We start from the raw sequence: 23,049 nt of genomic DNA, 5'->3' as shown, positions 1-23,049 counted from the left end.
GCAGATTAAAATTTAATGTTGAAACCAAAGCCGAAACTAGCTGTCTGCGGCATTGAATAATCTTCAAATGCTCCTGCCATGTTGTTGTTACCCTGACTGGCTTCCGGATCGAGGTCAGGCAATTGAGCCCAGATCAGGATATTTCTGGCAAATGCGTTTACAGAAAGTTCTATCGAACGTTTTTGAAGAATTTTGTAGTTGACAGCTACTTCACGCAGTTTGATGAAAGAATTGTCATATACAGAAGATTCGTCAATATCGTTCAGGCGGCTGTAAAATACCTGTTGTGCGTTTGCACCTGTGATGGCGATATCATTTTTAGTTCCATCGGTTTTGTATCCGTCGAAGATGATGGTACCTTCGCGGTTTTCCGTTCTCTTGCTGACACCGTAGTAGTCTGCCAGTCCGGTTGTTCTGCTGTACATCTGGCCACCCTGTTTCCAGTCAAGTACTGCGCTGATTGTACACTTCCATAAGCGTAATGTGGTGTTGAAACCCATCAGGAAGTCCGGAGAAACCTTACCAATTACTTGTGCTTCACCAGCGATAGGAAGACCGTTTTCGTCTACCAGACGATTACCGTTTTCATCTCTCTTGAAGCCTACCCCATAGATTACAGGGAATTTCTCACCTGCCGAAGCACGTACCTGCGGAGTAACATAACCACCCAGAGAGATATTTTCTACACCCGGTGCCAGTTCATCTACGTAGTTATCGATTTTCGTCCAGTTGAATGCAAAATCCCAGTTGATATTCTTCGTTCGGATGGGGTTGAAGCCGAGAGTGAATTCATGCGTGTTGGTATGAATCTTTCCACCGTTGGTGAGTAGTTTGCTAGCACCGGTAGAAGAAGCCAAAGGCACTTCGAAAATCTGGTCTTTTACATTCTGGCGTGAGTACGTATAACTGAATGTGATTAAGTTATCGAGGAAGTTCACGTCAGCACCCACTTCATACGAACGTGTGTTCTGCGGTTTCAGTTTCGGGTCGAAAATCGTGTAGTACGGAGTATAGGCGGTAGTGCCTTTCATCGGGTACATGATTGGAGTCAGCATATAGAAACCACCTCCGTATGTCGGAGTCGAGTAGTAGTTTTCGAGGAAATCTCCTGCCTGTCCTACTTCCGCATAAGATACTCTCAATTTAGCGTGATTAACGACATTGTTTTTCAATGCATCCAATTCCGTCAGGATAAAACCAGCCGAAATAGAAGGATAGAAGAATGAGCGGTTCTTACGTGGCATATTAGATACGTAGTCCTGACGTCCGGTGAGGGTCAGATAAAGCATATTTCTGTAAGAAGCTGATACGTTACCGAAGAATCCCACCGTGCGGTTTTTCCATGTCTCTTCTTCTGTCTGTTGAGTAGTGGCGTTGTTGATGTGGTTCCATCCCGGGAAGTTGTAGTTCGTACCATATTCATAATACTTCTTTCTGTTGCTTTGGATAATTTCGTTACCCACTACCGCATTCAGTCCCCAGTCCTCATTAATGTGCCAGTCGTAGTTGATGGTCAGCAATGAGTTATATGTAGCGTTTGTCCAGCCGTAGTTCTCGATCTGTCCGCGACCGCCACCAGTGTTACTACCATATCCGTAGCTGTCTACGTAGTGAGTAGTGTAAGCATCCACACCGACCATGTATTTTGCGTTCAACTTGTGGTTAGTTGTGCCGAAATCAGTCTGATAGCTTGTATATACGTTTCCGAAGAAACGGTTGGTATCTTCTGTGAATTTATTATTTTCCATCGCCCAATAAGCGTTGTCAAAGCTACCACGGAAAGAATTTTGTGTGTACGGGTTGCCGTCTACATGGCTTGGAATTCCGGCCAGATCATAACTGGGAGGAGCTGCGTAAACCGTTCTCAACAGACCGTTACCGGAAGTCACTGCCTTGTCGATGGAAGTAGTGATGTAGTTGGCTGTAAATCCGGAACTCCAGTTACTAGTCAGTTTGGTGTCGGCACTAACCTTTACATTATATCTATCCATACCGGTGCTTGAGATAATACCGTCCTGGTGCGTATTTCCCAATGAGATAGAGTAGGAACTTTTTTCGAGCATCTGCGCGACATTCAGTGAGTTGCTCCAGGTAATTCCTGTATCGAAGAAATCTTTGGCATTGTCGTATGCCTGTGGAGTGGCCCATGGGTCAAGACCGGCTGACGCACGTTGGGGTACATAATATTTTCCCTGTTGCTTACCGTACTGTTGAGTGTATTTGTTGTCCGTGTTACCACCATACGTTGCATCGTTGGGAAGTTCGGAAATTTTAGGTCCCCAAGAGGTTCCCGAAGTGGGACTGAATTTTCCACCCGAACCTTGTGCGTATGTTTTCTGGAACTCCGGCAGACGGCCGACTACATCGAAGCTGACATTAGAAGAGAAGCTAACCTGCGGTTTGCCTTTTTCCAATCCTTTACCACTTTTGGTCGTGATGATAATCACACCATTGGAAGCACGGATACCATAAAGCGCAGAAGCAGCCTGACCTTTCAAAATGTTGATACTTTCAATATCATTAGGGTCGATATCCACTGCACGGTTGGCGAAGTCCGCTCCGCTCACACTACCATTGTTCTGGATATCTGTGCTAACGTCAGGAGTACTGGTCACCGGCATTCCGTCGATAACGTAAAGCGGAGTGTTGTCACCCGAGAAAGAACGTGCACCACGGATGGTGATCTGTGAAGAAGCTCCCGGCATACCACTTGAAGGCTTCACGTCCAAACCGGACACCTTACCTTGCAACGCTCCCGCCAGATTAGAGTTGGCAGCTTGCGTCAGTTGATCTGATTTTACGTCCTGAACGGCGTAGCCCAGTGCTTTTTTCTCGCGTGAGATACCCATGGCTGTCACCACAACCTCATCCAGTGCCTTCGCGTCGCTTTTCAAAACAACTTTTATCACTCCCGGTTTGATGGAAACGTCTTGCGAAATCATTCCTACATAAGAAACGCGCAAAGTTTTAGCAGAACTTGGTATGTAGAAGTTTCTGCCTTTATCATTGTTAATAGTTCTTTAACCCTTTTGAAGGTGCAAAATGATAAAAAGATACCGTTTTGGAGGTAATAATGTTCTCTTTTTCTTGAAAAGCCTGATTTTGGTGCTATCTTTATGACAGAAACTATCTTTTAAAAGATGCTAAATTTAAAAGAAGTTGTTTTAACCTATCAGTTTTTAGAAACTTATTGCTTTCAAAACGATACTTTTTAGTTAAATACGTAACACTTTTTTCGATTTGTCATAATTCGTGTTATCTTTGCAACCTGTTAGAGACAAAAAATCTGTTTATAGGTTAAATTTAAGAGAGAATTTATGAAAAGAAAATTGATGTTCTTAATGACCTTCCTTTTTATAGGTATAGGTCTGGTGACAGCGCAAACATCCAGAGTTACCGGTTTGGTTACCTCTGAAGAAGATGGGCAACCTGTCGTAGGTGCTTCAATATTGGTGAATGGCACTACCCTTGGTACTATCACTGATATTGACGGTAAGTTTACAATCACGAATGTACCAAGTTCTGCTAAGACTTATTGATTTTTCTTTTCTCCTTTCCTTCTGCTTTTTTTCTCCTATCTTGTTGTTTTTCAATGTTTTTGTTTCGGATTTTAAAAATTAACCTATTCTTCCGGTTTCTTTTATTGAAACTTCCTTTATCAATTCTTATCAATTTAGTAGTCTTTGCTTCTCATTGATTTTTGAGAAGGGATTAATATTCTACCCAAATTTTTAATAAATTTCCCGGTGTTTTTCTTTATCTAGGCGTTTTTTAATATTCGTGTTTTGGAGGTATGAGTTAAATGTTACAATCTAATAGTGATTGAAATTATGAGTGATAGTAAAGAAGAATGCAAAAGACTGCAAGTATAAGTTGTCTGACACCCGGGTCTCATGATGCCTGACACCCGGGTGTCAGCATACCCAACACCCGGGTGTCGGTATGTCTGAGACCCGGGTGTCAGATAACCTAGTTCTACTAACTAAAATAAAGGTAAAGCTATACTATTTAATTTGCATTAGAACAAATCAAATTTACGTCTCTACAAAATGGGATTTTCAGCTTGTGTTATTTTATTCCGCCACGATCACTTTGATGTCATAACCTATGAAAAGTCCGCTCTCTATAACACCGGTGATTGCCTTCAGTTGTTCTTCGAGCGAAGAGTCGATGTAGTTGAAACGGGTGTCGAGGATAAAGTTGCCGTTTTCTGTAAAGATAGGTCCGTCTTTGCCACGAGCGGGACGAAGAACAATCTCCGAGGCACCCAGCCGCTGCAACTCATGCTCTACATAAGTCAGTGAGTCCGGAAAGACCTCTACAGGGATGGGAAATTTGCTTCCCAGCTGATTCACACGCTTGCTGGGGTCGATGATGATGAACGTTTTGCGGCTGCTTCTAATCAGTAGTTTCTCTTTGAACATCGCTCCGCCACGTCCCTTAATCAAGTTCTGTTGCGGATCTACTTCGTCCGCTCCGTCGAATGTCCAGTTGGGGCGTTTGTTCCAGAGGGTAGTTTGGGGGATGCCTAGCTGTATGCAGGTCATCGAGATTTCTTGTGAGGCGGGAATCACTTCGATATGCAAGTACTCTTCACGAATTCGTCGTGAGAGTTCGAACAGAGTCAGGTAGACTGTAGAGCCGGAGCCGGCTCCTATCACATCTCCGTCTTTTGCCGTGGCGGCAATTTCACGGGCTACGTGTTCTTTTGCCTCCCGGTTGATGATGGAGTCCGACCATTGCAGGTGTTTTATCAGGTGATTTTTCCAATCCATAAATTTGCGTTCTAAATCGTTTTCGTTTTAAGTTCCTCTTTTCTATATAACGAATTTGTGAATCTGTTTGTTTGTTCGTTTCAAATTCAGAAGGAAAAAACTCATTAGCGGCAATTCAATCATTTAAATCGTTAATAAACGATTCGTTAATTTTTAACTTTATTGCGTTAAACGTTAACGAACCTCTGCTTTTTATTAAACCGTGTTATAAGTTAGGCTGCTTTGGCCTGAAAATTTGGAGATGACCGAAAAGTCCGTATCTTTGTACTGTGTTTTTCATAGTATTAGATTTAAGGTTAACAAAGATTGGCTGTCTGGGATAGATAGCCTTTTTTTTGTCCCTACCATTCCTTACAGAATCAGCCAGATGGCAATGATGTGCCCGATGCTGCCTCCCAGACAAAACAAGTGGAAAGTGGCATGCATATAGGGTTTGCGCAATGAATAAAAAACAGCTCCCACAATATACGAAACTCCTCCGCCAATCAGCCACCAAAAAGCGGTAGTGGCTCCCAGTTCTCCCAGATGATCTAACAAAGGTTTCATGGCTACCAATATACAGGCGCCCATACCTACGTAACAAGCCGTTTCGAGATTGCTGTGTTCTTTCAGCTTTTTGAAGCTAAGAATGAAACCGGCGATAGCCGACAGCCAGACGAAAGCGAAGATTCCCCATCCCCATCCGCCGGCATGCCGCAGAACGAGCAGGGTAAAAGGAGTGTAGGTTCCGGCAATGTGCAGGTAGATAGCTCCATGATCGAATTTGCGGAGCAGCTCTTTCAGCTTTCCCGGACGGCTGCCGTGATACCACGTAGAACTGATATAAGAGGAAAGCATCCCCGCCAGATAGACGGATACACAAGCAACTGCCCACTGCGGTTCCATATTCTCGGAAGCCTTTTCCAATAGGAAATATCCGGCCACGATTCCAAGCAGGATGCCTATTCCGTGGCTAAGGGTATTTGCCCATTCTTCTATATGATTGTATCGTTTGTTCTTCAATGTTCCTTTTTTTGAATGGTTAAGTCACAAAAAATGTTGAGTCGCAAAGATACTTTATTTTCTGTAAAGCGTTTCCCTCCTTATTCTTTTTTTAAAATGATTTTTCCTCCATATTGTCCTGCCACTTGCTTGCGGAAATCAATGAATGCCGCATATTCATCCGGACTGTAAACCCCTTTGCGCATAAACAATCGGTGAGTGATGTAGATTTCCTTATCTTTCACCTGAATACCGGAATGGAAACTGCCGAACTTGCTTTTCACGTCAAGCGGTTTCGGAAGTCCTTCGATTACATATCCTTCCGGCAGTTGGATGCGGATGCTGTCGGTATCTGTGTATCCGTAGTTGATGTAAATGGGATAGGTGCGCTTCGTCACAGGAGGAACACTGAATTCTTTTCGGAACACATTGGTGGGGATAAACAGACGGTTGCCCGTTTTATGCCCGTATTGATTGCTGGTGGCAGTGTAGTCGAAGGTGATAGACGGATTGGGCTCCTTGCACTCGCTGATTTGCAGGTTCTGAATATCGGCTTGGGATAAGTTGATGCTTGAACGGATGCGGTCTTTCTGTTTGTTAGGCTCCAGATAGACGATGCCTGCTTCATTCTCATATTGGAAAATCCGGGAGATTTCGTTCACCTCTATCCGTGCCTCGGCTGTGGGGGAGAGGGTGATGTTGGCAACGATGTGCTGCGTGTTCAGTGAGTCGGGATAGGTGGGTAGGCGATACATCTGGCCGCCGGTCGGTTCGATGAGTAAGGCGTCGTGTCCCGCAATGTCTTGGTGGACATAACCGAAGGGAAGCGATGGGTTGGTACATTCCAGCCAGAGCGTATCTTGGGGAAGTGGAACTTGTAGGATGACGTGATTCATCTGGTTGGCACTGGAGAAGTCCGGTAGTAAACGCTCGTTGGTGGTGCTGATGACTGTATAAGTGGAAGCAATTCCCAACTCTTTCAGCATGGCGCGGGTGTAATTGGACAATCCTTTACAGTCGCCGAATCCCGTGCGGCAAACATCGGCGGCGGCAATGGGCTGTAAACCTCCGATACCTAGTTGGATGCTCACGTAACGGGTGGTTTTGGCCAGATAATCGTAGATTGCTTTCACCTTGTCCCGGTCGGTAGTGCAGTGGGCTGTCAGTTCGTGCAGTTTGGCGCGGAAAGGTTCGGTGAGCAGGTCGCGCCCGTCGAGCAATCGGTATTGCCATTCTCCGTACTTTTGCCAGTTGCTCATATCGCCTTCCGACTTGTCGTACTTGAAGGCGGAAGGCGCAAAATAGACACGTGGAAACAGTTCAGTAAAATCCGGTCCGAAAGGTTCTTTAATGATGGGAGAGAGCTTGGAAGCGGTGGCTTCGATCACTTGCTGCCCGTCGGCTCCGGTGGACTCTTTCACTTCGATTCCTTTTCCTTGCGTGTTCAGTTCGCGGTATCTGCATCCTTGTCCTGCGGGCAGCTCGATCCGGTAAGTCGCTTTCTCTACTCCCTGGTTAAATTCTGCCTGCGGGACAAAAGGGAGATAACCGATCAGTCCGTTGTTGCATTTCATTTCCCATTCGTATTTTACTGTGAAAGGGAAAGAAGGATAATTACATTCGTAATAATAGAAATAATCGTCCGTGCTAAGCGAAGAGCTATATTCACTTTTCTGTAGTTCGGATTTCTTTATCTTGCGTACACTTTGTCCGGTGGCATTGAGGATTTCTCCGGAGAATTTCTGCAAAGAACGGAACATGTCACATCCGCAGAAGAAATATGCTGCCTCCAATCCTTTGCGGTTGAGGACGGTGATTGTCAGGCTTTCTTTTTCGATGGATTGAGTCATGGATTTGCAGAGAACCTCTGTGCGTGCTTCCACAATGATGGAATTGGCGTCCTTGAGAATATCCTGTGCACATGCCGGCTGTATGTGCAGACTTAGGTAAAGAATGGCACAGGACAGACCGAATGCCCGGCATATCCTTTGTTTCAGGATGGGGTGGCTGGAACGAATCATTTTATAAATAGGTAAAGTTTATATTTTCTTGAGTACTAAAATCTCGTTGTTTTTCTCGGCAATCATTTCCCAGAACGCTTTCACTCCTTTGTATTCGTCGATGAGATGAAGTAGTTTATTGAAAGCGAATGAGTAAGTGAGGGTGATTGTGTTATTTTTTTGCTGGATGTTGTATCGGCAGAATCCTTGTCTGTCTTCCGTTTGCAGATTCATCGACTGTGGCAGTTCGTCTACGGCATATCCTTCGGGAAGTGTCAGGTTGACCACCAGCATGAGCTGTTCGGTGTAAGGCATTTCCAGCGGCAGTCGTCGTTCCACCTGGATAAACGGACACTTGCTGACATGCATGAAAATCAACGGGTTGACGTAAATCAGATGATCGTTTACGGTTGCCTGCTTCTCAAACTCGAAACTTTCCGTCACTTTGGGTGAGAAGATGTTCACTCCTTCCGTAGTGAACTTGGTTATCTTGATGTTTTCTTCCGTTTCCAGTTTGTTGATAAACTCCGTGCTGTCTTTGGCTGCATGATAACGGCTGCGGAAACCGGAGGCATATTGTCCGACGTAGCCCGATTGGCGGTTGCCGATGATCTTTCCGTCAGGATGAATTTGAGCTTTGACGGATGAACGTATCTGGTTTTTCCCGAGCCTGCTCAAGTCTATCCAGTTGTCTTGGCCTATGCCGTTGATGAGGCGTGCGCGGTTTACCATCAATACCGGTGGCAGGATATTCATGAATCCGTTGGTAACGGAACCGTCGAGGAACACAAAAGTGCTGTCGGTGTCGGCTATGCCGACAATAAAGGTATTGAGCTTCTGGATAGAAGGATGGCTAAGGGGAAGGATTCCCAGGTTTTTACGGCTCATGACTACCGGATAACAGGGAATTTGAGCGTCACGCAACATACTCATTAACGCAAAGTTGATATCTGCATTGCTTCCTGTACCGTTTTTGACAGCCTTTTTCACTTCGCTGCCGTAGAGGGCGTATTGTCCATTCCACGAAATTTTGCTTTTGAGGAACGTGTAGATGGCCGCAATCTTGTCCTGTCGGTCGGAGAGCTTGTCGAGAGACAGTGCCGCCATTTCGTCCCGGTACGGGTTACGCATTTTGAGTGGCGAACCGAAATCTTCGTCCTCCATCAGCATTTTGTCAATTTCCGTCCAGGTGTGCGTAAATGATTTGTAAAGTGCTCCGGGGAAGCTGATCCCCCGCAGTTCGAAGTTGACGCCGCTCCTGTAATCGTCTGCACACCATACGTAGCTGTCCGGGCGGAGAGCGGGTAATTGTTTGCCGGTGAAACTTAGATGGCGTCCCGTACAATCGATTTTTTCGATCTGCCCATTCTGATATTGCAGGTGGAAAGACATGCTTTCCGACTGATCTTTCGGATTTAAGGAATGTGATCCTCTCATGTCGAGGTTGAATTCGAAATATTCAGGAATCGTGATGTCGTATTGTGTCAGGAGTACGGGGATATCTCTTTGAGCTTCCCAATGGTTGATGTTGTAATAGAAGTCGGAATTGATCTGATATTTGTATTCGAATACGGTTCCTTCGCGGACGGCAGGTATTGAGAATTTGACCTGTTCATAAGTTTTGTTGAGTCGCTCATTGAAAATCAGGTCACGTTTCATTTTGGTACGTACTATTTTCCCATTTTCCATGTTGTAGGCCGAGGCGTCAATCTGGCCGACATTCTCCTTCATGATTCCACTGTTCGCATTGGAGTAAAATGGAATGTTGATGTCGGCATAAGACGTACCTTCGGATTTGAGTATCTTGATTTTTGTTTCGTATGTGTACACAAGCCGGAACTCGTTGTTAATCAGGTCGTAGTGGGCGGTATTCTTTGAATAGAGCACTACGGCTGTGGCGGCTGTGTCAGGGGCGTACGCAGTCATGTTCAGCTCTTCCTCCGATGGTTTGCCGTATTTCAGGCTGGGGGTGATGGTGTTTGTGTCTGTTTGCTGGGCAAAGCTTTGCCACCCCAGTAATAAGAAAACGAAAGTTAACAGTGTTTTCATCATGATTTTGGAGTTTTAAGTTGTGATGATTCTATAGTTTCTTGAGCACGATGAGTGCGTTGTTTTTCTCGATCACTTTGGTCCATAGTTCCTGCAGTTGTTTGTATTGTTCGGTGAGGAATATAGGTTCTTTCAGGTAGAAAATATAATTAAGTGAGATTGTATTTCCCTGTCTCTGAATCATATATTTGCATTGCAAGCCGTCTCCTTGTGTACGGATGACTTGTGGTTGGGGCGTTTCTTCCACTTCATATCCTTCGGGGAGAGTCAGCGTAGCCAGCATTGTAAACTTGTACGGATAGGGAAATTCGATAGGAAGCACTCGTTCCGTCTGGATAAACGGGTTGCTCTTTAGGTGCGGGAAGAGCATCGGATTTATATAAAGGTGATCGTCCGTCCGGTCGGTTTGCAGGACGAAGTCGAACTCTTCTTCTATCAGTGCCCGGTCATTTTCCTGCTTTTTCACTTTCAGGTTGGTGACGGTGAGTTTGTTTTTCAGGCTGCCATTGCTTTCGGGATTCGAAACGATGCTGTCCTGTTTATGTTTCTCGTTAGCCTGATATTCTACGGCTTCCTGTCCGTAGAGAATGGTGCTGCGATGTCCTTTCACTTGGTTTCCTTCCAGGCGGGCTTCGATTTTCATAAAACTTTTGTTGTCGGCAAGAGCCATTACGTCCACCCATTTCTTTTCTTCTGTCTCTTTCGGGGAGAGGATGCGCGCCTTGTTTACAGACAGTTCGAGCGGAAGTATATTGAGAGCGGGTACGTCCATGGAGCTGTCTAAAAAGACGTATTTCTGTTTGTTTATGTCGTAGACGGCGACAATGAACGTATTCAGTTTTTGCAGGGAAGGAAAGTGGTAAGGCAGGATGCCCGACGAACGTCGGCTCATAACTACCGGATAGGCTTCCAGTCCGAAGTCTTTCAGGATGCTGATAAGGATGAAATTCAGGTCGGCGTTGCTGCCGTTTCCTTTGGAAATCACCTTTTCGAGTTCCTTGCTGTAGAGCTGATAGCGTCCGTTCCATGCCATTTTCTTTTTGAGTACCTGGAAGGCGCAGATGATTTTCTCTTCGAAACTCATTTCGCTGTTGTATGCCTGTTTCGTTTCCGGGCGGAAGGGGTTGGTGAAGGAGAGGTATTTGCCGAACTGTGTGTTTTCCGGTTTCAACAGTTGGTTGTCTACATCTTCCCATTTCTGGCTGTACGGCTTGTATTCATTGGGGGTGAATTGCGTGCCTTGCAGGTCGAAACTCACTTGCACCTTGTAGTCTTCCGGACACCAGCAGTAGGGTTCGTCCTGACGGATAGCCGGAAGGTTGCGTGAGGTAAAGGTGGTTTCCTGTGCCGAAACGGTGAAGTCTTTGCTGACTCCCGCACTGCCCCCCTCACGTTCCGTGGCATGAATGGAGGAGTCTCTTTGCTTCACTTGTATGTAGTCCTTTCCCCGCAATTCGATGTTATAGATAAACACATGCGGGATGGTGATCTTATACTGGTTGTAGAGCATCGGGAGTTCTTCCTGCATCATCCAGTTGTCGATGTGTGAAAAATAGTCGGAGTAGAGTTTGTAGTGATATTCGATGACAGTGCCTTCTTTGACAGCAGGCAGAGAGAATTTTAGCATTTTATACAGGTTGTTGATCCGCTCGAAAGAGATGGATTCCCGCTTCATGGACGTTTTTATACATTTCCCGTTTTCCATATTGTAGGAGCAGCCTTCTATGTCACTGGCTCTTTCCTGTCCTTCATCCTTATCGGTGGGAGAGTAGTAGGGAACGGACACGTCGGCGTATGACACTCCTTGCGGTTTCAGGATTTTGATGCGTACCCAATGCTCGGTAGTCAGTTGAAAACCGTCGTGGTAGACGAAGTCACTTTGTCCCTGATGGAAGAGATAAATGGCCGTGGCGGTGGTGTCCGGGGCATAAGAGGTGAGAGACAGTTCTTCTTTGGAAGGTTTTCCGTACTTTAGATTGGGCTCTATGGTGGCTGTTGTGGCTTGTTGCGAGTGGACAGGCGACAGAAATTGTAACAGAAATGCGCAGAGAATAAATAGTTTTCTCATAATTGTGTTTTTGTAGTATGCTCACAAAGATAAAAAAAATAGAGAAAGGTGTATCACCTTTCTCTATTTTAATTTTGTTTTATGTATAAAATATATTATACCAAATGTCCGATCCATTCTTCGCGGTCGCCAGGGAGAAGGTCGATAACGGGAACTTCTACCATCGTGTAGCATCCCGGTTGTTGCTTCATGGAAGCACGTGCCACGCATACCAGCACTTGTGCGGTCAGTGCGGGGTTGTTGATACGCATATTAAATTCGAACAACTGGTTCTGTGTTTTGCCGGATACACCTTTGCGAGTCAGATTTACACCATGACCCATGTCCAGCAGGGCGTCTACACTCGGAACGAGTTTCACGTGTGTTTCATCGTTCACGAAGTAAGGATCTGCTTTGATGGCAGCGGCTACTTCTTCGAATTTATATCCGTCTTTCAGTTCGATATATACCATGCGGCGGTGGATTCCCGTGCCGGTCGGAATGGTCATGGAAAGAGCGGCTTTCACTCCGTCAACCGCTTTTACGGCTACAGTGTGTCCCATGCTCATACCCGGACCGAAGTTGGTGTAGGTGATGCCTTTCGGAGCAATCGCTTCCAGCAGGGTGCGTACAATAGAGTCGCTTCCCGGATCCCATCCGGCAGAGATGATCGATACGGCTTTATGTTCTTTGGCGGCTGCATTCAAGGTACGGCGCAGGTCAACGATACCGGTGTGGATATCGAAACTGTCTACCGTATTAATCCCCATTGCCAGGTATTCTTTTGCATATTTCTCAACGCTGCGGGTCGGTGTGCAAAGAATAGCTACGTCTACATCTCCCAGCTCTTTTATGTCCTTCACTACTGCGTAGTTTGCTAACTCTTCCGGTTTGTTCTCTGCTCCTGCACGACGAACGACTCCGGCTATTTCGAAATCAGGTGCTGCCTGAAGCGCTTCAAGTACATAATGTCCAATGTTGCCATAACCAACGATGGCAGCTCTTACTTTTTTCATTCTTTTCTTGGTTTTAATGAACAAATTTCTTTCTTTTGCTTGCAAAAGTAAACAAATTACTACTAACTTTGGTTCATCTGCTTTAATATTTTTATTTTTTTCATATTCTTCATATCTAATGCATCAAAAGAATAATCTGTGAAAATCAGTGTAATCTGTGGTGAGAAAGTTTTATCTTTGTCCCTGTTATGATAGAATATATTAGAGGCGAACTTGCCGAACTAAGTCCGGCAACCGCGGTGATCGACTGTAACGGGGTGGGATATGCCGCCAATATATCCTTGAATACCTATTCGGCTATTCAGGGAAAGAAAAGCTGTAAGCTATATATCTACGAGGCGATTCGTGAGGATGCGTATGTGCTCTACGGATTTGCCGAGAAACAGGAACGGGAGATTTTTCTGTTGCTGATTTCCGTCTCGGGTATCGGGGGGAACACGGCGCGTATGATTCTTTCGGCTCTCTCGCCTGCCGAACTGGTGAACGTGATCAGCACCGAAAATGCGAACATACTGAAAACGGTGAAAGGCATCGGGCTGAAGACTGCGCAACGGGTGATTGTCGACCTGAAAGATAAGATAAAGACGATAGGTGCGTCTGCTGTCGGAGGGGCTTCTGCTGGTCTGTTGTTGCAACCTGCCAATGCGGAAGTGCAGGAAGAGGCGGTGTCTGCATTGACGATGTTAGGGTTTGCTGCTGCGCCTTCACAGAAGGTAGTGTTGGCTATCTTGAAGGAGGAGCCGGATGCTCCGGTAGAAAAGGTGATTAAACTGGCTTTGAAACGTTTGTAGTATGAAGCAACAGAAGATATATATGAAAGCATGGCTGGATGCTCACGGTCGTGCAAAGGCGGTGGATACGGATGAATGGTATCTGGATTTCGCTAACCAGCTATTGCCGTTGGTGGCAGATTCTTTTATATACGGTGGGAGAGAGTTGGAGGAAGATCAGAAGCGAGTGGCTTTGACGTGTGCCCTGTATTTGGAAGATTGTGTAGCGGATGGAGGAAACTGGCGTCAGTTTATTCATTGGCATCGGGAAAGTTACGGACGTTATTTGCCTTTCTACGCATTGACGGAAGAATACTTGCCGGACGAAATTAACCGTGAAGATGTTGTTTTCCTTTTGTGGGCGATCAATTCTCCGGTTGGCGATGATTTTGATGGAGTGGAGAATCCGATGGATGCGGATTTGCTGGAGTTTGCGGATGCACTTTATAACCGTTTGGATGTTGCGTTCGAATTGGCACCTATCAGCGATCATCTGGCAACGGACTGGTTGATGGAAACGGAACTGATGCAAAAGAAACGGATGCCTCTGCCGGTAGCTTTGCCGGGTGAAAAGATGCCTACGAACGTAGAACGTTTTCTTGAAGCGAGCAAAGGTGAACCGCTTTTGTACTTTGACTCTTATGAAGCGCTGAAATTTTTCTTTGTGCAGTCGTTGAAGTGGGAAGATGAAGAGGATTCTTTGTTGCCTGACTTAAAGGAGTTTGGTAACTTTGTGGTTTTTGCCAATCCGAAAGGGTTGTTGATCGGTCCTGATGTGGCCGAATATTTTGCCGATAAACGTAATCCGCTCTACAATGCCGAACTGGCTGAAGAGGAAGCCTACGAGCTGTTTTGTGAAGAAGGTTTGTGTCCGTTCGATTTGCTGAAGTATGGAATGGAACATGATCTGTTGCCGGAAGCACAGTTCCCGTTTGAGAACGGAAAAGAGTTATTGCAGGAAAACTGGGATTTTGTGGCTCGCTGGTTTTTGGGTGAGTATTACGAAGGAGAATAGGAATAATAAGAATAGTAAGAATAGTAAGAAATAAGTGCGGTCTATATAAGTACTGTCTATGTCAATCAAAAAAAGTAACAATCCTTTTGCCGGAAAGACAAAGTCCACAGCCGGTAAAAAGAAGACGACCGGAAAACGGGTCGGAAAATCAAAGCAGGAAAAGGCTAATAATCAGTTGAATAGAAGAGTGAAATAAAGGAATGTAGACCACGCCGTTTTTGGTTACCAGGCTACGCCGTTTCATGATGGCAGACTACGCCTTTTCTTCCTACCAGGAAACGCCGTTTCTCCCACGCAGAGGATTAAGAGTCTCATTATACATTTGACGGGAATAGTTGTCGTTTATGAAAAATAACAACTATTCCCGTCTGTTTTATTATTAACCAATGGCTTTTTCTGGTGGATGACTTCTCTTTTGACGGTTATGAATCAATTGATATTTTAGCAAATAAGTATTGAAATGCAGATTAACACAGATTTTCGCAAAGAATAAAATAGTTCTCAAACATGGTGCAGTCTTCTAATAATCTGCGTTAATCTGCGTTTCAATAAATGTCCATTTAGCTCATTTCCGTACGGATAGGTTTCTTTTTGCTGAATGGTTTTCCTCTTATTAATCGGTAATTTCCTCCTGTGCTTTCCGCTCTTTCTTCTTATTGATGAATCCGATTTTCAGGTTGGCTTCCTCTTGTTCTTTCTTAATCTGCTCCATGGCCGAGAGGATTTGTGCTAATTCGTAGACACTTGCTGCGGCTTGGCGGTCGGTCGGACTCATTGTTGTTTTATAGGTGCGGTCGCCTATATATTCCACACGGATATTCTTATCTTTATTGAGATTCAGGAATTCGATCACATTTCCGTCTTCCCCTAGTTTGTAGTCCGCTTTTTCTATTTTCTCGTTCATGTCCGTTGTTTCGTAGCTGTCTTTGGAACCCGGAGTTTCTGCAAAACTGCCATCAGGAGCAATCACTTTCACTTTTGTATGGTGAATATTACCGGCACCACAGTAGATGGAAGTCATACTCATTATACCTTGCTCGTTCACTTGGAAGCGGAGGTACGAACGGTGCATATTCTTTTCAATGGTCTGTGTAGGCCAGAGGTAGTTGCCGACTTGTTGATATTCGGCATCTTTTTCTAGTTTGAATTTGTCCTTGATGGCATTGAATTCTTCCGTCTTTGCCTGAAAGGCGCTATCCAGGTAAGCAAGCGTTTTCTGCTGTGCCTTTGTTTCAACATCGAGCATCAGTGCCTGACCCGCTTTACGTGCTTCGAACGCTTTGGGATAGAGAATCTTGATACTGTCAATTTGTAACTTAGCTTCTTCATAGTCGCCACGTTCGTAGGCAGCCTTGGCAACCATCAGTTTTTCATTGGCTTTTTTCTCAAGGCCATTTCCGCAGGCAGCTAATGCCAGCGTACCACAAAAGAGGATAATCAGTTTTTTCATCACAAATTTTATTTACTGGTTTTGTTATTTGCTATTTTCAAATGAACAGTGTCCGGCCTTCATTTGCAGTTCATCGTTCTTCGTTCACTTTATTAGCGGCAAAAATACAAATATATCCCTTATTTTTGTAATTTTGTTCCCTCAAAACTGATAACTAAAAAGAATGATAGAGTTGACTCAAGAGGAATTGAAGCAGCATTTTAGCGAACCCATCTTCGGACAGATAGCCGAAACGGCTGATGCACTCGGTATGGAGTGTTATGTGGTAGGTGGTTACGTTCGTGATATTTTTCTGCAGCGTCCCTCTAAAGATATAGATGTAGTAGTTGTAGGAAGTGGAATTGCAATGGCGGAAGCCCTTGGAAAACAGTTGGGACGTGGTGCTCATGTTTCTGTTTTCAAGAATTTCGGAACAGCACAAGTAAAATATAGAGGCACGGAAGTAGAGTTTGTTGGTGCACGTAAGGAGTCTTATCAACGGGATTCGCGTAAACCTATTATTGAAGACGGCACGCTGGAAGACGATCAGAACCGTCGTGATTTCACGATCAATGCTCTGGCTGTATGTCTCAATAAAGCACGTTTTGGCGAATTAGTAGACCCGTTCGGAGGTTTGGAGGATATGAAGGAAAAAAACATCCGCACTCCCCTCGACCCGGATATCACTTTCAGCGATGATCCCTTGCGCATGATGCGTTGCATCCGTTTTGCTACGCAACTGGGTTTTTACATTGACGATGATACTTTCGAATCGCTTTGCCGGAATAAGGAACGGATTGAAATTATATCCCGTGAACGTATTGCGGACGAACTGAATAAGATTATTCTTTCTCCAATCCCCTCAAAAGGGTTTATTGATTTGGAGCGTAGTGGTTTGCTGCCGTTGATTTTTCCGGAATTTGCTGCCTTACAGGGGGTGGAAACAAGGAACGGGCGTTCCCATAAGGATAATTTTTATCATACGTTGGAAGTGCTAGATAATATCAGCAAGAAGACTGATAACCTTTGGTTGCGCTGGGCTGCTTTGTTGCACGACATTGCCAAACCTGCCACGAAACGTTGGGAACCTAAAGCGGGATGGACGTTCCATAATCATAACTTTATCGGTGAAAAGATGATTCCGCATATCTTCCGCAAGATGAAGTTGCCGATGAATGAGAAGATGAAGTATGTACAAAAGCTGGTCAGCCTGCACATGCGCCCGATCGTTATTGCGGATGACGTGGTGACAGACTCGGCTGTACGCCGTCTGCTCTTTGAAGCGGGTGATGACATTGACGACTTGATGATGCTTTGTGAAGCGGATATTACTTCCAAGAATATGGAACGTAAACAGCGTTTCCTGAATAACTTCCAGTTGGTTCGACAGAAACTGAAGGATTTGGAAGAGAAAGACCGTGTCCGTAACTTCCAGCCACCTGTGAGCGGAGAAGAAATTATGGAGATTTTCGGCTTGGAACCTTGTCGTGAAGTTGGAGTTTTGAAGAGTGCTATTAAAGATGCAATCTTGGATGGAGTGATTCCGAACGAATACGAAGCGGCTCATGCTTTCATGCTGGAACGGGCAAAGAAGATGGGAATGACGCCTATTCGCTGATAGAAGGATGGAACAGATATAAAATCAGGCATCGTAATCTATAGTATTCAGACACTGATTTATGCGAATCAGTAGTTGAATTGGAGTAAAACAAGGCAGTATTGAGTGGGATGCTAACGTATAAGAGAATGTATCAAAACTCCCCTCTCAACGAAATTATCCTCGTTACAGGTAGTTGTAGCGAGGATGATTTTTAATTTATGAGGGTTTTGATACACCTTCTTTTTGAATGTTTTTTCCGGCTCACTTGTATGGGCACGTTTCTTTTAGCAATATCTCTTATTGAAATTTCTTATCTTCTTCGAGGAGTTCCTGGCTACATTGCTCCCGTGACAGAGGAGTAAAGAGTTCTATCAGATTTTCTTCGGGATCGCGCAGGTACACGGTACGCATCCCCCAATCGGACATATCTGTAGGTTCATTAATAAATGTCACGCCTTTTGCTTTTAGAGCGGCAAAGGTTTCGTCTACGTTATCTACACTGAAGGAGATCATTGATTTTTCGCGCATCCCAACAGGTTGCTGTTTATCTGCATTGCCTGCCGAAGGTGCCATCCAGTCGGATACAAAAAGGGCTAAGCCTTCTATTCCGTCGGCTACTTTAAAGCTGGCGTAGCCGCTGGTTTCATCTCCCCAGGCTGGTTCCAATCCGAGTTGTTCGGTGTAGAATTTGAAGCATTTGGCGAAGTCGTTTACTAATAATCTTACATTGCTGAATTTCATTGTTTACTGATTAGTGGTTTGTAATTTATTCCTTATAATCAAAATGCAAATATAATCATTCTATTGGATGGAGCTTCGAAAATCCGTATTTTCCTCAAAACAGCATCGGAATGAATGATAACTTGCTTTCCAACTGCTGATTACTCATTATTTCTTTATCCGTACGTTTACCGTTTGGGCAACGTCACCGAAAAATGAGGATTCGGAGTATGTTGTTCAAAGATGATAGCCTTTATCTTTTCCACGATATCCGGATGTTGGAGTGCTATGTCATGATCCTCATGAATATCTGTTTTTAGATTATAGAGGAACGGTGTTCCTTTTTTCACTACCATTTTCCAATCATCCATGCGTACGGCAATCTGGTCTGTTTCATCAAATTCCCAATACAGAAAATCATGCTTCTTTTGCTTATTTTGACCCAACAGTGTGGGAGCGAAAGAAATCCCATCGAAATAATCGACTTCTTTTTCCTTATTGCGGTATTTCTTTTCGTAGTCTTTGATACCGATCACTTCGCAGAACGTCGGCATTAAATCATAAAAAGCACAGATGTGATCGTTTACTTCGCCTGCAGGTATGTGTCCCGGCCAACGGGCGATAAATGGAATACGTATTCCTCCTTCGTGACATTGACGTTTCAATCCGCGTAGTTTTCCGTCTCTGCCGAAGAAAGTAGGATCAGCTCCGCCTTCCTCGTGAGGGCCGTTGTCACTCGAGAAAATAACCAATGTGTTTTCGTCCAGCCCCTTTTCTTTTAGTTTTTTCAAAACTTCGCCCACGTAATAGTCCAGGCGGGTAATCATTCCGGCAAATTGGGCGTGTGTATGTGTGATGGCGTTGTATCGTGAGCCTTCGCTTCCTTTAAATTCTTTATCCGGGTTGAATGTAACTTTGTATTCATTCAGGATAGAATCTTCCGGCTGAACGAGTTCCGCATGAGGCAAGGTGTAAGTCAATACGCCGAAAAACGGCTGTTTACCGTCTTGCTGATCCAGCCACTCCAATGCTTTCTGGTGGATCATGTCGGCCGAATATTGCGGACGTTTCAGGTAGTCGGGACCATACATCGGATATTGGATGTTTTCATCCATCACTACACGTACCACTCCGGTGTCGCCCAACGCTTTACTATAACGGTTCAGGAAATTGGGATAATAAAGATGAGCCTGAAACTGACAGATATAACCGTAGTATTCGTCTATCCCCCGTTTGTCGGGAGTGGAACAGGAGCCTTCGTAACCTCCGGCCCATTTGCCGAACATACCTGTGGTGTAGCCATTATCTTTCATTATCTCCGGCAGGATTACGTGGTCGGGATCATAAGGGTGTTGCCCCACTATTGAGTATTCTTTGTTCTGTCCATATTCCACAATCGGTGCATTTTTCCAGTATTCCTTGTTACCTCGTACTTCACAATGGCCTGAATGTTGTCCTGTCATGAATGAAGCTCTGGAAGGGGCGCTGACGGGACTTCCTGCGTATGCTTGCGTAAAACGCATTCCTTCACCGGCCATGGCGTCTATATGAGGGGTGCGGATAAATGGTTGACCGTAGCATCCCAAGTCTCCATATCCCATATCGTCACAAAGGATGAAGAGGATATTGGGCTGGGTATTTTTTTTCTGTCCGTTGGCAGATAGGGTAGATAGAAGCAGGGCGCTGCCTATCAACGGGATTGATTGATAATTCATGATGTTGTTGTCATTAAAATGAAACATTTCCTTCGCGTACGCTTTGAAGGATACTTTGCAGTTCTGCCACTTTCTCCGGCATATTTTTTGCATAGTTGGTTACCTCTTTCACTTCTTTCATCTTATAAAGCTGGGGTTCTTTAGAGTTTCCGGTTTCTATCTTCGGTCCCCATTGAATCATTTTCGGTCCGTCATTCGGTTCGATGTATTTCCAGTCTTTGGTGCGGACGGAAAGCGTGTGATTGGAAGCCTGCTCTATTACCCACGGGCGGTCTGTCTTTTCTTTACCCAGCCAACTTCCCAGATAGTTGTAACTATCCGGTGCGGTATTCTTAGGCATCGTAGCTCCGGTCAGGGAAGCGAGAGAGGCGAGCCAGTCCACTTGTGAAACCAATAAGTCTGAAGTCATTCCTTTTTTTACTCCTGCAGGCCAGCTGACGATGGCAGGAATACGGGTTCCTCCTTCAAAGGCACTATATTTGTTGCCCCGTAGCGGTCCCGCAGGACTATGACCGTTGAGTAGTTCTTCTGCTTTGTCATCGTATCCGTCGTCTACTACCGGGCCGTTGTCACTTGAAAGAATAATGAGTGTATTTTCTCTTAATCCCAGTTTTTCGAGTGTATTCAGGATTTCACCGACACAATAATCGAACTGTACGATAGCGTCACCTCTTAATCCCATCGGATTTTTTCCTCTGAAACGGTCGTGAGGAAAGCGGGGCACATGTACGTCATTGGTGGCAAAGTAGAGAAAGAAAGGTTTGTTTTGGTTTTCCTCGATGAATTGAATGGCGTGTGTGGTAAGTGAATCAGCAATGTTTTCGTCTTTCCAGAGTGCCTTTCCACCGCCTTTCATAAAACCGATGCGTGAAATTCCATTAACGATCGACATGTCGTGACCGTGACTTGGCTTGAGGTTATAAAGTAATTCAGGATTACTTTTTCCGGTTGGTTCACCCTCAAAATTCTTTTGATAACTGACTTCGATGGGAGCACTCGGATCATAGTTGGCTACTTTCCCGTTTTCGATGTACACACAGGGTACACGGTCGGCTGTGGCTGCCATAATGTAATGATAGTCGAAACCTAAATCGCCCAGTGCGCACGGTAACGGAGCATTCCAGTCTTGAGTGGCGGTTTGATCTCCGAGTCCCAGATGCCATTTGCCTACTGCGGCAGTGGTGTAACCGACACTTTTGAACATATCTGCCATGGTGTATTGTTCGGGGCGGATAATCATTCCGGCATTTCCTGCCGCTACATCCGTTCCTTCTTTGCGCCATGCGTATTCTCCGGTTAGCATGGAGTAGCGGGAAGGGGTGCTGGTGGCGGCTGTTGCATGAGCATTGGTGAAAAGGATTCCCGATTTTGCCAGTCGGTTGACGTTGGGTGTCTGTACGTTTTTAGCTCCGTAACATTCCAGATCGCCGTAGCCGAGATCGTCGGCGTAGATAAATACAACGTTGGGTGTTTTTGACTTTGTCGGTGTGGTGTTTTCCGGTGCTTTGTTGGCGGCTGTTGCAGCGCAGGCAACAGAGGATACAAGGGTTAGAATGAAAGGTTGTTTCATTGGTTTTGGGGGTTAAGTGTGTTATTATTAGTAGAAAAAGATGTGCCTGTTCTTTGCCGGACACATCTTTTTCATCGTCTGTTTAACTTAATTCAATGATTTCTTCATTGCAGTTCGTCAGTTTTTCTATTCCTTCGTTGGTCACTACCCAAGAGTTCTCGATACCTACGGGACCTACACCCGGAATAACGATTTTCGGTTCGAGGGCAAAGACCATACCCGGTTCTAATTGTTGCTTTATGCGGGGAGCCAGTACCGGAGCTTCGTTAATTTCAAGCCCGATGCCGTGACCGATAAATTTGGCTTGTTGTCCTGTTCCCATAAATTTGTCGGCAAATCCGGCTGCTTTGACCACTTCGACTGCTGTGTCGTAAAGCACTTCACAGGCAATACCCGGTCTGGCAATGGAAGCAATCTTTTCCTGGATATCCAGACAAACCTGATGGGCGGTGTAAGCTTCTTCGGGCAGTTTGCCGATGGAGAATACACGGCTCATATCGTTCATGTAACCGTTGAAGTTGCCACCTAAGTCCACCATAACGCTTTGTCCCTCTTTTAACGGAGTTTTATTTGCTCCTCCCGGCAAGGCAGGATCAAGTCCCTGACCGCCTAAGGCAAAATCATAAGGAGAGGGGTAACCGGCATTATCTCCGGTCAGTACGCTACCCATGAATATTTCCATACTGCGTCCGAATACCCGGAAAATTCCGAGGCAACCTTGCAGGCGCATCAGGCGTTCTATTTCGATGGAAAATTCAATGTCCGTCATACCGGGACGATAAACACCAGGAATCTGCTCATAAGCCTTTGCATGAGCAATGCCGGAGCGGCGGAACATTTCAATTTCTACAGGTGTTTTCACGCTGCGTGCCTGGCGAATCAACGGGGTACCATTTACCACTTCCGCTTCCGGGAAGAGACCGGCCAGACGACAATATTCCGTATAAGGAAGTTCGTCACCTTCTAACATCAGTTTGGTTGGCATCGGCAATCCTTGTTCTTTCAGCAGATCAACAATTTGTTCCGGTTTGCGGATAGAGAATGAGTGCTCTCCTGTGATGTTATTAGGACGTTTAAAAAATAATAGTGCAGGCGAATGAAGGGGGAGGTAAAGATAGCCACTGACTACACAGCCATACGTGTAAATTAAATTTGCATTACACGTGATAAGTGCGGCGTCAATGCCCTGCGACACCATCAGACTGCGAATCTTGTCACGGCGGAATTTCAATTCGGGTTGTAGCATTTTTTATTTATTACTTGATTATTAATTACAAAACCAATAATGGTAAATTATTAGTTGTGAGTTGTTTATCGCATATAACAAATTCACAAACTATTATTTAACCTATCATGCTACAA

17 protein-coding genes are annotated in these 23,049 nt (G+C 45.0%); 5 read left to right on the top strand and 12 right to left on the bottom strand.

Going from position 1 to position 23,049, the window contains the following annotated elements:
* Nucleotides 1-5 precede the first annotated feature (5 nt).
* Nucleotides 6-2,984, bottom strand: a complete 2,979-nt coding sequence (locus H8796_RS24475; protein WP_255424121.1) for a SusC/RagA family TonB-linked outer membrane protein — start codon at nt 2,982-2,984, stop codon at nt 6-8.
* A 333-nt stretch (nt 2,985-3,317) separates the two neighbouring features.
* Between H8796_RS24475 and H8796_RS24470 the strand changes: the two genes are divergently transcribed.
* Nucleotides 3,318-3,539 (top strand): carboxypeptidase-like regulatory domain-containing protein, encoded by a 222-nt coding sequence (locus H8796_RS24470; RefSeq protein ID WP_004297975.1) that lies wholly within the window; start codon nt 3,318-3,320, stop codon nt 3,537-3,539.
* Nucleotides 3,540-4,073: 534 nt separating this feature from the next.
* On the opposite strand, the gene rpiA is transcribed toward H8796_RS24470, so the two are convergent.
* From rpiA to H8796_RS24440, 6 genes are all read right to left on the bottom strand, one after another.
* On the bottom strand, nt 4,074-4,775 hold the full coding sequence (gene rpiA / locus H8796_RS24465) for a ribose 5-phosphate isomerase A (protein WP_004297978.1): 702 nt from the start codon (nt 4,773-4,775) through the stop codon (nt 4,074-4,076).
* Nucleotides 4,776-5,126: 351 nt separating this feature from the next.
* Entirely contained in the window at nt 5,127-5,777 is a 651-nt protein-coding gene (locus H8796_RS24460; RefSeq protein ID WP_004297979.1) for a hemolysin III family protein, read from the bottom strand.
* A gap of 80 nt (nt 5,778-5,857) precedes the next feature.
* On the bottom strand, nt 5,858-7,777 hold the full coding sequence (locus H8796_RS24455; RefSeq protein ID WP_117935378.1) for a transglutaminase domain-containing protein: 1,920 nt from the start codon (nt 7,775-7,777) through the stop codon (nt 5,858-5,860).
* Between the two features lie 18 nt (nt 7,778-7,795).
* Nucleotides 7,796-9,808, bottom strand: coding sequence for a DUF3857 domain-containing protein (locus H8796_RS24450; protein WP_187343893.1), 2,013 nt, complete (start codon nt 9,806-9,808; stop codon nt 7,796-7,798).
* A gap of 28 nt (nt 9,809-9,836) precedes the next feature.
* Nucleotides 9,837-11,873 carry a DUF3857 domain-containing protein gene (locus H8796_RS24445; RefSeq protein ID WP_117935374.1) on the bottom strand — a complete coding sequence of 679 codons (2,037 nt, stop codon included), beginning with the start codon at nt 11,871-11,873 and terminating at the stop codon, nt 9,837-9,839.
* A 95-nt stretch (nt 11,874-11,968) separates the two neighbouring features.
* Nucleotides 11,969-12,868: a diaminopimelate dehydrogenase gene (locus tag H8796_RS24440; protein WP_117935372.1), complete on the bottom strand. Its 900-nt coding sequence runs from the start codon at nt 12,866-12,868 to the stop codon at nt 11,969-11,971.
* Between the two features lie 188 nt (nt 12,869-13,056).
* Here H8796_RS24440 and ruvA point away from each other — a divergent pair, with 188 nt between their 5' ends.
* From ruvA to H8796_RS24425, 3 genes are read left to right on the top strand one after another with little or no spacing between them, the layout of a single operon-like run.
* On the top strand, nt 13,057-13,659 hold the full coding sequence (gene ruvA / locus H8796_RS24435; protein ID WP_117935370.1) for a Holliday junction branch migration protein RuvA: 603 nt from the start codon (nt 13,057-13,059) through the stop codon (nt 13,657-13,659).
* A gap of 1 nt (nt 13,660) precedes the next feature.
* Nucleotides 13,661-14,653: a DUF3843 family protein gene (locus H8796_RS24430; RefSeq protein WP_117935368.1), complete on the top strand. Its 993-nt coding sequence runs from the start codon at nt 13,661-13,663 to the stop codon at nt 14,651-14,653.
* Between the two features lie 58 nt (nt 14,654-14,711).
* Nucleotides 14,712-14,849, top strand: coding sequence for a hypothetical protein (locus H8796_RS24425; protein ID WP_187343892.1), 138 nt, complete (start codon nt 14,712-14,714; stop codon nt 14,847-14,849).
* 417 nt (nt 14,850-15,266) lie between these two features.
* Here H8796_RS24425 and H8796_RS24420 read toward each other — a convergent pair whose 3' ends face one another.
* The gene (locus tag H8796_RS24420; protein ID WP_117935366.1) at nt 15,267-16,103 is read right to left on the bottom strand and encodes a hypothetical protein; all 837 of its coding nucleotides are present in this window, start codon (nt 16,101-16,103) and stop codon (nt 15,267-15,269) included.
* 163 nt (nt 16,104-16,266) lie between these two features.
* Here H8796_RS24420 and H8796_RS24415 point away from each other — a divergent pair, with 163 nt between their 5' ends.
* The gene (locus H8796_RS24415; RefSeq protein WP_117935364.1) at nt 16,267-17,700 is read left to right on the top strand and encodes a CCA tRNA nucleotidyltransferase; all 1,434 of its coding nucleotides are present in this window, start codon (nt 16,267-16,269) and stop codon (nt 17,698-17,700) included.
* 279 nt (nt 17,701-17,979) lie between these two features.
* Here the strand turns inward: H8796_RS24415 and H8796_RS24410 are convergent, their stop codons facing one another.
* The 4 genes from H8796_RS24410 to H8796_RS24395 form a co-directional block, all read right to left on the bottom strand.
* Entirely contained in the window at nt 17,980-18,423 is a 444-nt protein-coding gene (locus tag H8796_RS24410) for a VOC family protein (protein WP_117935362.1), read from the bottom strand.
* A 167-nt stretch (nt 18,424-18,590) separates the two neighbouring features.
* A complete protein-coding gene (locus H8796_RS24405) occupies nt 18,591-20,117 on the bottom strand; it encodes an arylsulfatase (RefSeq protein WP_117935415.1) in 1,527 nt (508 codons plus the stop codon).
* 13 nt (nt 20,118-20,130) lie between these two features.
* Nucleotides 20,131-21,687 (bottom strand): arylsulfatase, encoded by a 1,557-nt coding sequence (locus H8796_RS24400; protein WP_117935360.1) that lies wholly within the window; start codon nt 21,685-21,687, stop codon nt 20,131-20,133.
* An 82-nt stretch (nt 21,688-21,769) separates the two neighbouring features.
* Nucleotides 21,770-22,933 carry a Xaa-Pro peptidase family protein gene (locus H8796_RS24395; RefSeq protein ID WP_004306834.1) on the bottom strand — a complete coding sequence of 388 codons (1,164 nt, stop codon included), beginning with the start codon at nt 22,931-22,933 and terminating at the stop codon, nt 21,770-21,772.
* Nucleotides 22,934-23,049: the final 116 nt, after the last annotated feature.

This window comes from Bacteroides sp. M10 (assembly GCF_014334015.1).
Classification (GTDB): Bacteria; Bacteroidota; Bacteroidia; order Bacteroidales; family Bacteroidaceae; genus Bacteroides; species Bacteroides intestinigallinarum.
The sequence above is the reverse complement of the archived record's forward strand: the minus strand, read 5'-3'. Positions and strand labels throughout refer to the sequence as shown.

Bases quoted from the DNA above. Each gene is read 5' to 3' on its own strand.
- H8796_RS24470 (WP_004297975.1), top strand. From the start codon at position 3,318: ATGAAAAGAAAATTGATGTTCTTAATGACCTTCCTTTTTATAGGTATA.
- rpiA (WP_004297978.1), bottom strand. From the start codon at position 4,775: ATGGATTGGAAAAATCACCTGATAAAACACCTGCAATGGTCGGACTCC.
- H8796_RS24455 (WP_117935378.1), bottom strand. From the start codon at position 7,777: ATGATTCGTTCCAGCCACCCCATCCTGAAACAAAGGATATGCCGGGCA.
- H8796_RS24450 (WP_187343893.1), bottom strand. From the start codon at position 9,808: ATGATGAAAACACTGTTAACTTTCGTTTTCTTATTACTGGGGTGGCAA.
- H8796_RS24445 (WP_117935374.1), bottom strand. From the start codon at position 11,873: ATGAGAAAACTATTTATTCTCTGCGCATTTCTGTTACAATTTCTGTCG.
- H8796_RS24440 (WP_117935372.1), bottom strand. From the start codon at position 12,868: ATGAAAAAAGTAAGAGCTGCCATCGTTGGTTATGGCAACATTGGACAT.
- ruvA (WP_117935370.1), top strand. From the start codon at position 13,057: ATGATAGAATATATTAGAGGCGAACTTGCCGAACTAAGTCCGGCAACC.
- H8796_RS24430 (WP_117935368.1), top strand. From the start codon at position 13,661: ATGAAGCAACAGAAGATATATATGAAAGCATGGCTGGATGCTCACGGT.
- H8796_RS24425 (WP_187343892.1), top strand. From the start codon at position 14,712: ATGTCAATCAAAAAAAGTAACAATCCTTTTGCCGGAAAGACAAAGTCC.
- H8796_RS24420 (WP_117935366.1), bottom strand. From the start codon at position 16,103: ATGAAAAAACTGATTATCCTCTTTTGTGGTACGCTGGCATTAGCTGCC.
- H8796_RS24415 (WP_117935364.1), top strand. From the start codon at position 16,267: ATGATAGAGTTGACTCAAGAGGAATTGAAGCAGCATTTTAGCGAACCC.
- H8796_RS24410 (WP_117935362.1), bottom strand. From the start codon at position 18,423: ATGAAATTCAGCAATGTAAGATTATTAGTAAACGACTTCGCCAAATGC.
- H8796_RS24405 (WP_117935415.1), bottom strand. From the start codon at position 20,117: ATGAATTATCAATCAATCCCGTTGATAGGCAGCGCCCTGCTTCTATCT.
- H8796_RS24400 (WP_117935360.1), bottom strand. From the start codon at position 21,687: ATGAAACAACCTTTCATTCTAACCCTTGTATCCTCTGTTGCCTGCGCT.
- H8796_RS24395 (WP_004306834.1), bottom strand. From the start codon at position 22,933: ATGCTACAACCCGAATTGAAATTCCGCCGTGACAAGATTCGCAGTCTG.